A 13,992-nucleotide genomic window follows, 5' to 3' on the forward strand; every position below is an offset into this window, starting at 1 on the left:
AAAATCGGCAAATCGGAATCCCGGTCGGTGCGGGCGCGGTCAGGTGAGCGGGACCGAGGCCACCACCGTGTCCGCCATCGCCTGCATGCCGGCGTCGGTCAGGTGCAGGTGATCGGTGTGCGCGTAGGCGGGCAGCAGCGCGGTGGGGTCCGCCGGATCACGCATCGCCGCGTCGAAGTCGATCACCGCATCGAACGCGCCCGAGGTACGGATCCAGCCGTTCAGCGCCGCGCGGGTCGCCTCCCGGGCCGGCGTGTGTATCGCCACGCCGTCGACGGTGAAGCCGGCGTACGGCAAGATCGTCCCGCCGTACACCGCGATGCCGCGGGCATGCGCCTGGTTGATCAGCGTCTGATAGGCCGCCCGCAGGTCCCACGAGGTGACCGGCAGCCCGTTGATCGTGCCGTTGATGTCGTTGACCCCCTCCAGCAGGATCACCGCGCGCACGTTCGGGTGAGCCGACAGCGCGTCGTGCGCGAAGCGGTTGAGCGCGCTGAGCCCACTGCCGGACCCGGAGTCCTGCAGCACCCGGTTGCCCGCGATGCCGGCGTTGACCACGCCGAACCGGGGCGCGCCACCGGTGTCCGCGTGCAGGCGGCGGGCCAGGTAGTCGGGGTACCGGCGGTTGGTCAGCGGGGTCGACGAGAAGCCGTCGGTGAGCGAGTCGCCGAACGCCACGATCGTCCCGGTCGCGCTCGCGCTGGTCACCTCGACACCGGCCAGGTAGTACCACCGGAAGTGCCGCGTGTCATCCTGCGTCGCCGGTGGCGGGAACGCCGTGCTGTCATCGTCGGCGGCGTGATCGCCGGTGGTCGAGATGTACGTCCGCGTCAGCCCGGCCGGATGCCACACCGACGGACCGGGTGCGTTCGCCACGTACATGCTGACCAGCAGGTTGACGCCGGCGGTGACGGTCATGAAGACCGGGTCGCTGAGGATCTCCGCACCGGCCGGCACCACCGCCCGGAACACCCCGCCGAACGTGACCCGGTGATGGGTGCCGGGCTTGGCGGTGCCACCGAGGTTCTGCTCGGCCAGATCCACGTGTCCAAGCACCAGCGTCTCGGTGCCGAACCGGTTGGAGATGCGCAGCCGCGGCCCGGTGCCCCCGCTGGACGCGTAGACGACGTGGCGGATGGTCTGGTTCGCGAAGCTCGGGCCGCCGCCGACGAGCGACGCGCCCCAGATGCCGACGGTGGCCGGTTCCGCGGCGGACGCGGCGAGCGGTGCCGTCACCGTCGCGGCGGCGACCGCCGGGACAGCCGTGAGAAGCGTGCGCCTGGTAATGGATCGAGAGCCCCGGATCATCGGCAGATGATCTCATATCCGCCGATGTCCCGGGGCCCCGTGAGATGATCAGGCAGCCGGTGCCGGGCGCTGGCCGTAGACGTTCTGGTACCGGTCGTAGAGCGAGTCGATGTGGTGCTGCGGCAGCGGCTGGACCGGGCCGCGGAGCGTGGCGAAGTGCACCGTACGCGCCACGTCCTCGCACATCACCGCGGCCTTGACCGCGGCCTTCGCGTTCTTGCCGATGGTGAACGGCCCGTGGCTGCGCATCAGCACGGCCGGCGAGCGATGGCCGGACAGCGTCTCGACGATGCCCTTGCCGATGTCGTCGCTGCCGATCAGCGCGAACGGGCCGATCGGGATCGGGCCGCCGAACTCGTCGGCCATCGCGGTGATCACGCAGGGGATCTCCTCGCCGCGTGCGGCCCAGGCCGTCGCGTACGGGCTGTGCGTGTGCACCACGCCACCGACCTCGGGCATCGCGCGGTAGACGTACGCGTGCGAGTCCGTGTCGCTGGACGGGCCGTGCGTGCCGTCCACCACGGTGCCGTCCAGGTCGCAGACGACCATCGACTCCGGCGTCAGGTCGTCGTAGGACAGGCCGCTCGGCTTGATCACCATAAGGTCGGCACCGGGCACCCGGGCCGAGACGTTGCCGCTGGTCCACGTGACGAGGCCCCAGCGGGTCAGCTCGGAGTGCAGCAGGCACACCTCGGCCCGCAGCTTGGCCACGGTCTCGGTCAGCGAGGTCGGGATGGTCATGAGTTCACCGCCTGGTTACGGATGGCGCGAAGCCGGTGGAGGGACTTGCTGCTCCGGCCGAATTGCTCGTGCAGCTCGGTGTAGATCTCGTAGAGCGCGTCGTACGCGTCCGCGCGCGCGGGGTCCGGCGTGTAGACGTTCCGGCGGATCTTGCCCATCGCGGCGGCCGCGGCGCGGATGTCCGGGTACGCGCCGGCGGCGACCGCGGCGTGGATCGCGGAGCCGAGCGCCGGGCCCTGGTCGGAGTCGATCAGGTGCAGCGGCCGGCGCAGCACGTCGGAGTAGATCTGCATCAGGAACTCGTTCTTCAGCAGCCCGCCCGCCACGATGAACTCGTTCACCGGTACGCCGGAAGCCTCGAACGCGTCGACGATGGTCCGGGTACCGAACGCGGTCGCCTCGATCAGCGCGCGGTAGACGTCCTCCGGCCGGGTGGCCAGCGTCTCGCCGATGATCACGCCGGAGAGGTTGTGGTCGACCAGCACAGACCGGTTGCCGTTGTGCCAGTCCAGCGCGACCAGCCCGTGCTGGCCCACGGCCTGCTGGGAGGCGAGCGACGTCAGGTAGGTGTGCAGCGAGACGCCCTGGGTGGCCGCCTCGGCCGCATAGGACGCGGGCACGAAGTTGTCGACGAACCAGCCGAAGATGTCGCCGACGCCGCTCTGCCCTGCCTCGTAGCCGTACAGGCCGGGGATGATCCCGTCCTGCACCACGCCGCACATACCGGGTACCTCGGCGAGCTGGTCCGAGCTCATGATGTGGCAGGTGCTGGTGCCCATCACGGCGAGCATCTGACCGGGTTCGACCGCGGCGGCGGCCGGCGCGGTGACGTGCGCGTCGACGTTGCCGACCGCGACCGCGATGCCCTCGGGCAGCCCGGTCCAGGCCGCGGCCTCGGCGGAGAGCGTGCCGGCCAGCCCGCCGAGCGGCGACAGGTCCAGCCGGAGCTTGTCCACGAAGCCGGCGAAGCCGGGGTTGAGAGCGGCGAGGAAGGCGGTCGACGGCCACTCGCCGTCCTGGTAGATGCCCTTGTATCCGGCGGTGCAGATGTTGCGCGACTCGACGCCGGTCAGCTGCCAGACGATCCAGTCCGCGGCCTCGATCCAGCGGTCGGCGCGCGCGTAGACCTCCGGGTCCTCCTCCAGCACCTGCAGGCCCTTGGCGAACTCCCACTCCGAGGAGATCTTACCGCCGTACCGGTTGATCCAAGGCTCCTTGCGCTCGTGCGCGAGCGCGTTGATCCGGTCCGCCTGCGGCTGGGCCGCATGGTGCTTCCACAGCTTGACGTACGCGTGCGGCCGGTCGGCGAACCCGTCCACCTCGTTGAGCGGCGTGCCGTCCGCGAGCGTGGGCAGCACGGTGCAGGCGGTGAAGTCGGTGGCGATGCCGATCACCGAGGACGCGGGCACACCGGCCGCGGCCAGCGCCGCCGGCACGGTCACGCGCAGCACCTCGCGGTAGTCCTCCGGCACCTGCAGCGCGGTGTCCGGCGCGAGCCGCACGGCCGAGCCGGGCAGCGTGCGCTCGACGACCGCGTGCGGGTATTCGTGGACGGCGCTGGCCAACTCGGCGCCGTCGGAGACGCGGACCACGACGGCGCGCCCGGATAGCGTGCCGTAGTCGACACCGATCACCACGCGATCGCTGTTAGCGCTCACAACAAGTCCTTCACTGGTCGATGAAACGGGCGGTGCTGGATCGGATCGCCAGCCGCGCGGGCACGATGTCGCGCAGCGCGTCCGGCGGGTGGTCCGGCCGGGCGGAGTCGAGCTGCGCCAGCAGCATACGCATGCTGCGCCGCCCGACCTCGGTGAAATCCTGGGTGACCGTGGTCAGCGGCGGCGGGAAGAACTCCGCCTCCGGTATGTCGTCGAAGCCGACCACGCTGACGTCCTCCGGCACCCGGATGTCGGCCTCGCGCAACGCCCGAAGCGCGCCGAGCGCCATCTGGTCGTTGCCGACGAAGATCGCGGTGATCCGGCCCGGCTCGGTGCGCGCGAGCGTGGCCAGCTCGGCGCCGGCCTGGTAGCCGGAGCGCGGGCTCCAGTCGCCGCGGATCGGCGGCGGCACCGGCCTACCGGCCCCGGTCAGTTCGGACTCCCACCCGCGCACCCGGGCGTCCGCCTCCAGCCAGTCGGCCGGGCCGCCGATGTGCCAGACCGTGCGGTGGCCGAGGTCGAGCAGGTACCGGGTGGCGAGTGCGCCGCCGCCGGCCTGGTCGACCGCGACGATCGGCACGTCGCCCGCGTTCGGCCCCTCGACCGCGACGACCGGCAGCCCGAGCGGCAGGTCGGTGATCGCCTCGATCGCGGCCTGCTGCGGCGCCAGCACGATGTACCCGTCGACGGACTGGGCGGCCAGGTAGTCCAGCGCCTTCCGCACCGTCTCACGGGTGATGCTCTTGAGACTCACGATCGAGACGAAGTATCCGGCCTCGCGCGCCGCCTGCTCGATGCCGTAGAGCGTGCTGGCCGGGCCGAACAGCGTGGTGTCGAACGCGACCACGCCGAGCGTCTGGGTGCGGCTGGTGACCAGCGCGCGGGCCGAGAAGTTGCGCCGGTAGGCCAGCTCCTCGATCGCGGCCAGCACCCGGTCGCGCGTCTCCGGCCGCACGTTCGGGTGCTCGTTGAGCACCCGGGAGACCGTCTGGTGGGAGACACCGGCCAGGCGGGCCACGTCGGCCATGATGGGCGGGCCGGATGTCCGTCTGCGCGGCATGCGCGGCTCACCGCCTCCCGAAATCCGCCGTTCACAGCGCCGTGATGTGGGGAACATTGTTAGCGTTAACATCCGAGGTCGTCAAGGGCTGGTTTTTCCGCCCGGCACCCGCACCCCGGGAAACCAATTCATCAAAAGCCGCCGATGGTACGCACGACGGCCCCCGGCCCGGCTCAGCGCCGGGCCGGGGGCACAACCCCAGCGGAAGGACTACAGGGCCGGGTAGGCGTTGTTCATCAGCTCGGTCAGCTGCGCCGGGAAGAACGCGCCGGAGATCGGGGCGTCCGGCAGCGCGCCGCTCATGCTGTTGCCGTTCCGGGCGTTACCGGTGTAGGTCGGGTCGCACATCCGGTCGAAGCCCTTGCCCTCGGTGTTCGGGATCAGCTCGCTGGAGCCGTCCGACTCACCCGGCGGCTTGACCCAGACGTACGCGTCGATGCCCGGCTCCGGGGCCGCCTTCGGCCGCTCGCCCAGGCCCGCACCGGACTGGTTGCACCAGTTGCCGGAGTGGATGCGACGGTCGACGCGGGACTGGTTGACCCAGGTGTTCACGTCGGTCGAGGTGCTGGCCGCGGTCGGCCGGTTCGGGCCACCCCAGCCGTTGCGGCTGGTGTCGATCAGCATGCCGATGTTCGACTGGAAGCCCTTGGCGATCAGCTCGTTGCGGAACGCCTGCGCGAACGACAGCTCATCGACGTAGAAGTTCCAGTCCACCCACTTCGACTGCCGCACGGACTGGCCGTTGACGGTGCTGCTGGCGGAGAAGAACGGCTCCTTCAGCGCGGAGTAGTTCGCGGTGTTGGTGATGAAGCCGTGTACGTTGGCCACGGTGCTGCCGGAGGCGTTGGCGGCCTGGGCGAACAGCGTCGCGGACGGGGCGAAGTTGGTGTCCCAGCCGATCCAGCCGTGGTGCGCCGCGTCCACGTAGTTGTAGACGTTGCCGATCGCGCCGAGCTTGGCCAGCGCGTAGCCGACACCATCGACGTACCCGTTGTTGGCCTTCATCGTGCGGCACATCTCGGTGCCGGCCGCGCCCTCGACGTTCGTCACCAGGTTCGGCAGCGAGTCGATCTCGACGATGTTGATGATCCGCAGGTTCTTGTACTTCGGGTCCGCCTGGATCGCCGCGATCGGGTCGATGTACTCCGTCTTGTACCGCGGCAGCTCCGTCGGGCCGAGCTCACCGTTGGAGGCGAGCGCGGCACAGTCCCGGCCGGGCAGGTTGTAGATGACGAACTGGATGTAGCCCGCGCCCTGCGCGAGCGCCGCGTCCAGGTGGTCCCGCACGCCCATCGAGCCGTTCGAGCTGCTGCCCTCGGTGCCCTCGATGGCCGCGATCCGGTCGATCCACACCGCGGTCGGGTTGCTGGAGATCCGGTTGCCGCCGGCGACCGACTCCGCCTTCGCCTTCCACTCCGGGTTCACGTAGCCCTGAGCGCCCACGTACGGGTTGTCGACCTTCTGGCCGGGCTGCGTGGACGGGCCGGGCGTGGTCGGGCCCGGCGTCGGCGTGCCGGGGCCACCGGTCGGCGAGGACGTGGGTGTGCCGCCGACCGAGCCGGTGCAGACCGTGCCGTTCAGCGAGAACGAGGTCGGCGCCGTGTTGGTGCCGGAGTAGGTGGCCTGGAAGCCGGGGTTCACCGACGCGTTCGTGCCGAGCGACGCGGCCCAGGACGGGTTCCGCACGGTCACCGACGTGCCGGACTGGCTGATCTCACCGTTCCAGCCCTGGGTGACCTGCTGGTTGCCGGCCCAGCTCCAGGTGACGTTCCACCCGTTGGTGATCGGGTCGCCGAGGTTGGTGACCGTCAGGTTGCCGGTGAAGCCGGTGCTCCACTGGTTCACCGAGTAGGTGACCCGGCAGCCCGCGGCCGCGCTGGCCTGCGAGGCGGCCACGACGATGCCGGTGGTGCCGAGCGCGAGCGCGGTGACGGCGGTCAGGCCGCGACGCCATCGCTGCGAAGAACTCGTCATGCTGATTTTCTCCTAGGTTGTCGCAGATAGCCGAGGGGCGCACTGGTTTCCGCTCGGCACGGCGTGCCGACCGCGGGGTGCGAGAGACCGCGGGAGAGACACCGGTTGACCTGCCCGACCGACCCGGACGGCGAGCAACACACGAAGAGAGGTCCGGCCCGCCTCGCGATCGGTGAAGACACCGCTCGCGTGCCCTTGGCGGCCGTGCGCATCGGCTCCGGATGCGACTGCGGTGAGTTTTGCATGGGAGGGCTCCCATGCACAAGGGATGACGAAACGATTACCGCATCGTTGCACGTCAGTGCATCGAAACAGACAGCTGTCGATTTCAACAGGTCGCGACGCCGTCATCACTGTGGACGGTGGATGTGCCAACCACCCGTGCGCGCTCTTGTGACACTGCGAAACCGTGCACTAGCTTCAATGTCGGCCGGATCGCCGGCACGGCCGCAAGGGAGTGACGTGCTTCCACTCGTGATACCGCCGGGCACCGTGCTGCGGCTGACCAGGGACGAGCAGCGCGCCGGCGTGTGGCCGATCTGGATCCGGATCGACCGGCTGGGCCTGCGGGACGACCGCTGGCAGCTCCTCGAGGGGCATCAGCTCGCGGACGACGGCACGCCGATGGGCAGCGTGCAGGTCTGGGCTGCCCTGGACGCACTCCGGAAGGGACTTGCATGACCACCACGCTGTACGGGCCCGTGTTCCGCGCCGACCCGCACGCCGTCTACCGGGCCATGCGCGAGGAAGGGCCGGTGCACCGCGTCGAACTCGCCGGCGACGTGGAGGCGTGGCTGATCACGCGGTACGACGACGCGAAGGCCGCGCTAACCGACCCGCGCCTGGTCAAGGGCGTGCTGCACCCGCCGAACCGGCTCGGCATCCCGAAGGACGTGCACTCCGCGATCACGCACCACATGCTCTCCGCGGATCCGCCGGACCACACCCGGCTGCGGCGGCTGGTCTCGGCCACGTTCACGCCCCGCCGGATCGAGGCGCTGCGGCCGCGGATCACCGAGCTGACCGTGCAGTTGCTGGACGCGATGCATGGGCTCGGCGAGGCGGACCTGATCGAGACGTTCGCGTTCCCGCTGCCCATCGCGGTGATTTCCGAGCTGCTCGGCGTGCCGGTGGAGGACCGGGACTCGTTCCGCGACTGGTCGAACCTGGTCACCTCGCCCGGCGACCGGCGTACGGAGTCGCCCGGGGCCGTGATCGCGCTGCACGGGTACGTACAGGAGCTGATCGCGCGGAAGCGGAGGGCACCCGGCGACGACCTGCTCTCCGGCATGCTCGCGGTCCGCGACGACGGCGACCGGCTGACCGAGGACGAGCTGGCCTCCACCGTGTTCCTGCTGCTCATCGCGGGGCACGAGACCACGGTCAACCTGATCGGGAACGGCGCCTACCGCCTGCTGGAGGAGCGGGAGCGCTGGGTGGAGCTGCGGGCGCGGCGCGAGCTGCTGCCGTCCGCGATCGAGGAGTTCCTGCGCTTCGACAGCCCGGTGCAGACCAGCACCACCCGGGTCAGCGCGGCACCGCTGACGGTCGGCGGCGTGGACATCCCGGCCGGCGCGATGGTGCTGATCAGCCTGCTCTCCGCGAACATGGACGGCGAGCGCTACCCGGACCCGGAACACCTCCGGCTGTCCCGGACCGGCACGCCGCACCTCGCGTTCGGCCACGGCATCCACTACTGCCTGGGCGCGCCGCTGGCCCGGCTGGAGGCGCAGATCGCGTTCACCGGCCTGCTCGACCGCTTCCCGGACCTGCGGATGGCGGTCTCCCCCGCCGACCTGACCTGGCGGCCCGGCTCGCTCATCCACGGCCTGGAGGCGCTGCCGGTGGCCGGCCTCACCCCGCGGCACAGCTGACCCGGCCGACCTTCGCCGAGTGGCTGGCCGGGCGAGACAAATGACCTAGGGTGGATACGCCGGGCGCGTAACAGGACGGCGACAACCGGTATATCGGGACGACACCTGCCCACGACAGCCTGAATCGCTCATTCCGTGGGCGGTGGGCGGACGGGAGCAGGTCAGGCGTGGATCTGAACACGATCTCCGAGGTCGTCACGGCGCGGGACGTGCCGGACCTCGCCGCGTGGCGCCCCGGCGACGCCTGGCTCGGCGGCGGCACGTGGCTGTTCTCCGAGCCGCAGCCGCACCTGCGCCGGCTGATCGACCTGCCCAGCCTGGGCTGGCCCGCGCTGACCGTCACGGACGAGGGCCTGGAGATCGCAGCGACCTGCACGCTGGCGGAGCTGCACGCGTTCGCCGCGCCGGACGGCTGGCCGGCCGCCCGGCTCTTCCCACGGGCCTGCCGCGCGCTGCTGGGCAGCTTCAAGATCTGGAACGCGGCCACGGTCGGTGGCAACCTGTGCCTGGCCCTGCCGGCCGGGCCGATGATCTCGCTGACCGCCGCGCTGGACGGCGTGTGCACGATCTGGGGTCCGGCCGGGCAGCGCACGCTGGACGTCCGCGAGTTCGTCACCGGCCCGCAGCAAAACGCGCTGCGGGCCGGTGAGCTGCTGCGCTCGGTGTGGTTGCCGGCCGCGGCGCTGCGCGCACCGGCCGCGTTCCGGCAGGTGGCGCTGAGCCCGGTGGGCCGCTCCGCCGCGCTGCTGATCGGGCGGCGCACCGCCGGGCTGGAGCTGACCGTGACCGCGTCCGTGGTCCGGCCGCTGCGTCTGTCGTTCCCGGCGCCACCGGCCGCGGCCGAGCTGCGCGACGCGGTGGCCGCGATCCCGGCCGGGACGTACCACGACGACGTGCACGGCTCGCCCGCCTGGCGGCGGCACATGACGTTCGAGCTGGCCGAGGAGATCCGTCATGAGCTATTCGATTGACGGCACGGGGACCACGGCGACGCCGCGCCCCGGTCAGTGCCTGCGTACGTTCCTGCGCGAGCAGGGCGCGTTCGGCGTGCGCAAGGGCTGCGACACGGGCGACTGCGGCGCCTGCACGGTGTGGCTGGACGGCACACCGGTGCACAGCTGCGTGACGCCCGCGTTCCGGGCCCGGGGCCGCGAGGTGACCACGGTGGCGGGCCTGGCCGACGGCGACGAGCTGCACCCGGTCCAGCGCGGGTTCCTGGCGGCGCAGGGCTTCCAGTGCGGGTTCTGCACCAGCGGCATGATCATGACAGCGGCCGCCCTGGACGACGCGCAGCGCGCGGACCTGCCGCATGCGCTCAAGGGCAACCTGTGCCGGTGCACCGGGTACCGCGCGATCGAGGACTCGATCAACGGCGTACCGCACGTGGCGGACCTGGAGCCGGGCCACGCCGCCGGGCACAACGCGCCGGCGCCGGGCGGGCGCGCGATCGTCACCGGGAAGGCGCTGTTCACCCTGGACCTGCCGCCGGCCGGGCTGCTGCACATGAAGCTGCTGCGTTCGCCGCACGCGCACGCGCGGATCGTGGCCATCGACACCAGCGCGGCGCTGGCCGTACCCGGGGTGCGCCTGGTCCTGACGCACGAGGACGCGCCGAAGCGGCTCTACTCCAGCGCGCGGCACGAGCACATGACGGACAACCCGGACGACACCCGCGTACTGGACGACGTGGTCCGGCACGTCGGGCAGCGAGTGGCGGCCGTGGTCGCGGAGACCGTGGCCGCGGCCGAGGCCGGCGTGCGCGCGCTGGTCGTCGACTACGAGCCGCTGGACGCGGTCTTCGACCCGGAGCTGGCGATGCGGCCGGGGGCGCCGGTGATCCACGACAAGCCGGCCGAGGAGTCGCGGATCGCCTTCCCGGAGCGGAACACGGTCGCGGAGATCCACGGCAACCTGGGTGACGTCGCGGCCGGGTTCGACGAGGCCGACGTGATCTACGAGCAGATCTTCCACACCCAGCGGGTGCAGCACGCGGCGCTGGAGACGCACGGCTGCGTGGCCTGGGTGGACGAGCACGGCGCGCTCACCGTGCGGACCAGCACGCAGGTGCCGTTCCTGACCCGGCAGGCGCTCTGTGCGGTGTTCAACCTGCCGCCGGAGCACGTGCGGGTGCTCACCGTGCGGGTCGGCGGCGGCTTCGGCGGCAAACAGGAGATGCTGGTCGAGGACGTCGCCGCGCTGGCCGCGCTGCGGCTGGGCCGGCCGGTGCAACTGGAGCTGACCCGCGAGGAGCAGTTCACCGGCACGACCAGCCGGCACCCGATGGCCATCTGGGTACGTGCCGGTGCACGCGAGGACGGCACGCTGACCGCGCTGCAGCTGCGCGTGGTGTCGGACACCGGGGCGTACGCGAACCACGCGGTGGGCGTGCTGCACCACGGCTGCGGCGAGTCGGTCGCGGTCTACCGCTGCCCGAACAAGAAGGTCGACGCGTACGCGGTCTACACCAACACGGTCCCGGCCGGTGCGTTCCGCGGGTACGGGCTGAGCCAGACCATCTTCGCGATCGAGTCCGCGATGGACGAGCTGGCCCGGCTGCTGCACCTGGACCCGATCGCGTTCCGGGAGCGCAACGTGGTCCGGCCCGGCGACCCGATGGTCTCGGTCAGCAACGAGCTGGACGACGTGGAGTACGGCAGCTACGGCCTCGACCAGTGCCTGACCCTGGTCCGCGACGCGCTGGCGGACGCGCCCGAACCCGCGCCCGGGCCGGGCTGGCTGACCGGCGACGGCGTGGCGCTCGCGCTGATCAACACGATCCCGCCGCGCGGGCACCACGCGGAGGCGGACCTGCGGCTGCTGGAGGACGGCACGTACCAGCTGATGGTCGGCACCACGGAGTTCGGCAACGGCACCTCGACCGTGCACGTCCAGCTCGCCGCGACCGCGCTGAACACCACGCCGGACCGGGTGGCGATCGCGCAGTCGGACACCGCGCTGGTCGCACACGACACCGGCGCGTACGGCTCGACCGGCATCGTGGTGGCCGGCAAGGCGACGCTGCTGGCCGCTGAGGCGCTGCGCGACCGGCTGCGGGCCGCGGCCGCGGTGCTGACCACGCTGGAGCCGGCGGAGTGCGAGCTGACCGCGGACGGCGTGGTCTGCGGCGACGGGACCATGCTGGGACTGCCGGAGCTGTACCGGCGCGCGGCGGAGGGCGGGCTGCCGGTCGCGGCGCACGCACGCTCCGACGGGACGCCGCGTTCGGTCGCGTTCAACGTGCACGGCTTCCGGGTCGCGGTGCACCCGCGTACCGGCGAGATCAAGATCTTGAAGAGCGTGCAGGCCGCGGACGCCGGCGTGGTGATGAACCCGATGCAACTGGTCGGGCAGATCGAGGGCGGCGTGGCGCAGGCGATCGGCGCGGCGGTCTACGAGGAGATGCGGATCGACGCGGGCGGGCACGTGGTCAACCCGGCGCTGCGCGGCTACCACGTGCCGCAGTTCGCGGACGTGCCGCACACCCAGGTGCTGGTGGCGAAGACCGAGGACGCGCTCGGCCCGCTGGGCGCGAAGTCGATGAGCGAGAGCCCGTTCAACCCGGTCGCGCCCGCGCTGGCGAACGCGCTCCGGGACGCGACCGGCGTACGGCTGACGTCGCTGCCGCTGGGCCGGGACCGGGTGTGGGAGGCGCTCGCGCTGGCCGGCGTGACCGCGGACGACCCGGCCGGTGGACCCGCACACGCGGTCTCGGTACTGGCCGGGCTGCCCGAGGAGACGGCGGTGGAGCGACGATGACGGACCGGCGGTTCCTGGACCAGGCGGTGGCGGCCGCGGTGGCGAACGTCGGCACCGGCGGCGGCCCGTTCGGCGCGCTGGTGGTGCGCGGCGGCGAGGTGGTCGCGACCGGCGTCAACCAGGTCACCATCACGCTCGACCCGACCGCGCACGCGGAGGTGGTGGCGATCCGGGCCGCCTGCCGCGCGCTCGGCACGTTCAAGCTGGACGGGTGCGTGCTGGTCAGCTCGTGCGAGCCGTGCCCGCTGTGCCTGGCCGCCGCGCTGTGGGCCCGGGTGGACCGGGTGGTCTACGCGGCGGACCGGCACGACGCGGCGGACGCGGGCTTCGACGACCGCGCGTTCTACGACCTGTTCGCCCGGCCGCGCGCGGAGTGGCAGGTGCCGGTGGTCCAGGCGGACGCGACCGACCGGGTGGCGCCGTTCACCGCGTGGGCGAACCGGGCGGACCGGGTGGATTACTGACCGGACGGCCCCGTCATGGCTTCGCGACGGTGCCGGACGTCGCCGCCAGCGCGCGGCCGGGCCGGGTCGCGGCGCAGGACCACCACGTACTCGCTGCGGGCCGCGTCGAGCAGGCCCAGGCTGAGCGCGCGGACCAGGCCGCGGACCAGCGCCCAGCGCCGGCCGGTGATGCGCAGCCGCCGGCGGAACCGGGCCTGCTTCTCGTCCTCGAAGTAGCCCTCGAAGACCGGTGCCAGACCGTGCCGGGCGACCAGCGCCGCGATCGCGGCCGGTGCGATGGTGCGGCGCAGCGTGGTCGGGTACGGGCCGTAGCCGGGCTTGCCCGCGTTCGGGAAGCCGAGCACCCGGCGGCGGAACCAGACGTGGAACGCGTGCGGCGTGAGCTTGGTGAACAGCGACTTCGGGCTCCACAGGTGCGGCACCGCGAGCACCACCAGGCCACCCGGCGCGATCATCCGGGCGAACCGGGCGATCAGCTCCTCGGGCCGTTCGACGTGCTCCAGCACGTACCAGCAGGTGATCAGGTCGAACGAGTCCGGCGGCGCCGCGTAGTCGTGCAGGTCGCCGACCACGCGCTCGTGCAGCCGCGGGTTCAGGTGCATCGCGGTGTCGTCGGTGTCCACGCCGACGATGTACGCGTCCTCCGGCACGTCCAGGCGGATGCGCTTGCCGGCACCGGCCTCCAGCGCGCGCAGCGGTGCCCCGGCCGGCGCCCGGAGCAGCGCGGTCACCGTGCGCTGGAGCGCGGCCGTGACCTCACCGGGGGTGCCGAGGACGGGATCGGCACCCCAGCTGACCCGTGGCCTCTTGTCCGATTGTTCCGACATAAAGGCATTATTCAGATTTGGCGAGCAGGGTCCGGTGTGCCGCGCCGGAACGTCAGTCGAGCGGACGCTTGAAGTGGTAGCGGTGGACCTCGGTGGTGCCCTGCAGATTGTTCACGTCCTCGGAGGCGGAGATCATCTCCCACCCGGCTGCGCCCGCCTGGTTGAGCTGCGAGATCACGGCGGTGCCGTACATCGTCACGTCCTGCACCGTGCCGTCCGGCGCGTACCAGGCGAAGCTGATGACCCACTGGCCGCCGTCCGGCACACGGCGGCGGATGAGCAACGCGTACTCCCACTTGACCATGTGGACATTATGCGGACCGAATCACC

Annotated in this window: 12 protein-coding genes; 5 read left to right on the forward strand and 7 right to left on the reverse strand. The window is 71.7% G+C overall.

Going from position 1 to position 13,992, the window contains the following annotated elements:
* Window positions 1-39: 39 nt before the first annotated feature.
* The 5 genes from J2S42_RS15830 to J2S42_RS15850 all read right to left on the reverse strand — a co-directional run bounded on the left by J2S42_RS15830 (window position 40) and on the right by J2S42_RS15850 (window position 6,741).
* The gene (locus J2S42_RS15830) at window positions 40-1,236 is read right to left on the reverse strand and encodes an SGNH/GDSL hydrolase family protein (RefSeq protein WP_307239903.1); all 1,197 of its coding nucleotides are present in this window, start codon (window positions 1,234-1,236) and stop codon (window positions 40-42) included.
* Between the two features lie 120 nt (window positions 1,237-1,356).
* A complete protein-coding gene (locus J2S42_RS15835) occupies window positions 1,357-2,049 on the reverse strand; it encodes an L-ribulose-5-phosphate 4-epimerase (RefSeq protein WP_307239905.1) in 693 nt (230 codons plus the stop codon).
* Window positions 2,046-3,707, reverse strand: coding sequence for a ribulokinase (araB, locus tag J2S42_RS15840; RefSeq protein ID WP_307239907.1), 1,662 nt, complete (start codon window positions 3,705-3,707; stop codon window positions 2,046-2,048). The genes J2S42_RS15835 and araB overlap by 4 nt, the downstream gene beginning before the upstream one ends.
* A gap of 10 nt (window positions 3,708-3,717) precedes the next feature.
* Window positions 3,718-4,767: a LacI family DNA-binding transcriptional regulator gene (locus J2S42_RS15845; protein ID WP_307239909.1), complete on the reverse strand. Its 1,050-nt coding sequence runs from the start codon at window positions 4,765-4,767 to the stop codon at window positions 3,718-3,720.
* Between the two features lie 210 nt (window positions 4,768-4,977).
* Complete coding sequence (locus tag J2S42_RS15850) at window positions 4,978-6,741, reverse strand: glycoside hydrolase family 6 protein (RefSeq protein WP_307239911.1); 1,764 nt, start codon at window positions 6,739-6,741, stop codon at window positions 4,978-4,980.
* A 462-nt stretch (window positions 6,742-7,203) separates the two neighbouring features.
* On the opposite strand from J2S42_RS15850, the gene J2S42_RS15855 reads away from it, so the two are divergent.
* From J2S42_RS15855 to J2S42_RS15875, 5 genes are all read left to right on the forward strand, one after another.
* The gene (locus J2S42_RS15855; protein WP_307239913.1) at window positions 7,204-7,422 is read left to right on the forward strand and encodes a hypothetical protein; all 219 of its coding nucleotides are present in this window, start codon (window positions 7,204-7,206) and stop codon (window positions 7,420-7,422) included.
* Window positions 7,419-8,615: a cytochrome P450 family protein gene (locus J2S42_RS15860; RefSeq protein WP_307239915.1), complete on the forward strand. Its 1,197-nt coding sequence runs from the start codon at window positions 7,419-7,421 to the stop codon at window positions 8,613-8,615. Before J2S42_RS15855 ends, J2S42_RS15860 begins: the two co-directional genes overlap by 4 nt.
* Window positions 8,616-8,782: 167 nt before the next feature.
* On the forward strand, window positions 8,783-9,586 hold the full coding sequence (locus tag J2S42_RS15865) for an FAD binding domain-containing protein (protein ID WP_307239917.1): 804 nt from the start codon (window positions 8,783-8,785) through the stop codon (window positions 9,584-9,586).
* Complete coding sequence (locus J2S42_RS15870) at window positions 9,570-12,371, forward strand: molybdopterin-dependent oxidoreductase (RefSeq protein ID WP_307239919.1); 2,802 nt, start codon at window positions 9,570-9,572, stop codon at window positions 12,369-12,371. Before J2S42_RS15865 ends, J2S42_RS15870 begins: the two co-directional genes overlap by 17 nt.
* Entirely contained in the window at window positions 12,368-12,835 is a 468-nt protein-coding gene (locus tag J2S42_RS15875; protein ID WP_307239922.1) for a nucleoside deaminase, read from the forward strand. Before J2S42_RS15870 ends, J2S42_RS15875 begins: the two co-directional genes overlap by 4 nt.
* Here J2S42_RS15875 and J2S42_RS15880 read toward each other — a convergent pair.
* Window positions 12,829-13,662: a class I SAM-dependent methyltransferase gene (locus J2S42_RS15880; protein ID WP_307239924.1), complete on the reverse strand. Its 834-nt coding sequence runs from the start codon at window positions 13,660-13,662 to the stop codon at window positions 12,829-12,831. The genes J2S42_RS15875 and J2S42_RS15880 overlap by 7 nt on opposite strands.
* A 52-nt stretch (window positions 13,663-13,714) precedes the next feature.
* The gene (locus tag J2S42_RS15885) at window positions 13,715-13,966 is read right to left on the reverse strand and encodes a hypothetical protein (protein WP_307239926.1); all 252 of its coding nucleotides are present in this window, start codon (window positions 13,964-13,966) and stop codon (window positions 13,715-13,717) included.
* Window positions 13,967-13,992 lie beyond the last annotated feature (26 nt).

This window comes from Catenuloplanes indicus, assembly GCF_030813715.1.
Classification (GTDB): domain Bacteria; phylum Actinomycetota; class Actinomycetes; order Mycobacteriales; family Micromonosporaceae; genus Catenuloplanes; species Catenuloplanes indicus.